This is a genomic window from Silanimonas sp., assembly GCF_027531545.1.
Taxonomy (GTDB): domain Bacteria; phylum Pseudomonadota; class Gammaproteobacteria; order Xanthomonadales; family Xanthomonadaceae; genus Silanimonas.
Genome location: NZ_JAPZSC010000048.1, coordinates 1 through 1,234, shown reverse-complemented (window position 1 = coordinate 1,234; position 1,234 = coordinate 1). Strand labels below are relative to the sequence as shown.

General features: G+C 63.5%; 1 protein-coding gene. It reads right to left on the bottom strand.

Translation table 11 applies throughout. The features are described 5' to 3' along the window. Positions 1-26: 26 nt before the first annotated feature. A protein-coding gene (locus tag O9280_RS15530) for an IS3 family transposase (protein ID WP_298344791.1) occupies positions 27-1,171 on the bottom strand; the annotation gives its coding sequence in 2 pieces (ribosomal slippage) (positions 27-925 and positions 925-1,171; 1,146 coding nt in all). Positions 1,172-1,234: the final 63 nt, after the last annotated feature.

The following is a 1,234-nucleotide window of genomic DNA, read 5'->3' as shown; positions in this document are numbered from 1 at the left end:
TGAATCGCCCCGGCTTTCGTGGACACCTAGTTGCCTGAAAGCCCTGCCTGCCTTTCGAACTCTACCGGAGAGACGCCTCCGATCGTTCCGTGTCGGCGTTTCGGGTTGTAGAACATCTCGATGTAATCGAACACGTCGCTCCTCGCAGCTTCGCGGGTCAGATAGATCCGCCGCCTGATTCGCTCGCGCTTGATGAGCTGGTAGAAGCTCTCCGCCACGGCGTTGTCGTGGCAGTTGCCGCGCCGACTCATGCTGCAGACGATGCCGTGGTCCTTTAGGAAGGACTGCCAGTCGTCGCTCGTGAATTGGCAACCCTGATCCGAATGCAGCACGAGGCCCGGGCCCGGCTTGCGTCGCCACACCGCCGCCAGAAGCGCCTGGAGCACCAGGTCGGCGTGCAGCGTGCCCTGCGTGGCCCAGCCAACGATCTTGCGCGAGTAAAGATCCATCACCGTCGCCAGGTACATCCAGCCCTCGTGAGTTCGGATGTAGGTGATGTCGGTGACCCAGTGGGTGTTCGGCAAGGCAACGTCGAACTGTCGATTCAACAGGTTTGGTGCGACCGTCGACGGCTTCCCGCCGTTGTGTCGCGGACGGCGCCCATAGCCCACTTGGGCGCGAAGACCCTCGATCCGCATCAGCCGATAGACGCGATGCCGGCTGCAGCGCTCGCCGAGATCACGAAGGTCGCGGGTCACCTTGCGATGGCCGTAGACCGTGCCGCTCTCCAGCCACGACTGCTTGATCAGCCCGAGCAGCCGCTGGTCGCTACGCTGGCGATCGCTCTGCGGCTGCGCAAGCCATGCATAGAACCCGCTGCGCGGCGCCTTGAGCACGCGGCACATCGTTGTCACCCTGAACTCGTCCTGGTGCGCCTGCATGAACGCGTACTTCGCCTTCAACCCTTGGCAAAGTACGCCGCGGCCTTTTTTAGGATGTCGCGCTCCTCGGTGACGCGCTTCAGCTCCGCCTGCAGGCGCCGGTTCTCTGCCGCCAACGCCGAGTCGGCCTGTCGCACCGCCGGCGCCTTGCGCTGCTCGCGAACCCACGCGTACATCGAGTCGATGCTGACGCCGAGCCGTGAGGCCACTTCGCGAACCGGTCGCCCGTGATCGAGCACCTGCTTGGCCGCCTCAACCTTGAACTCGGTCGTGTACTTCTTGCCACCCATAACCACCTCCGTGAATGCCGTAATGTACGGCGTGGAGGTGTCCATCAAAACCGGGGCGATTCA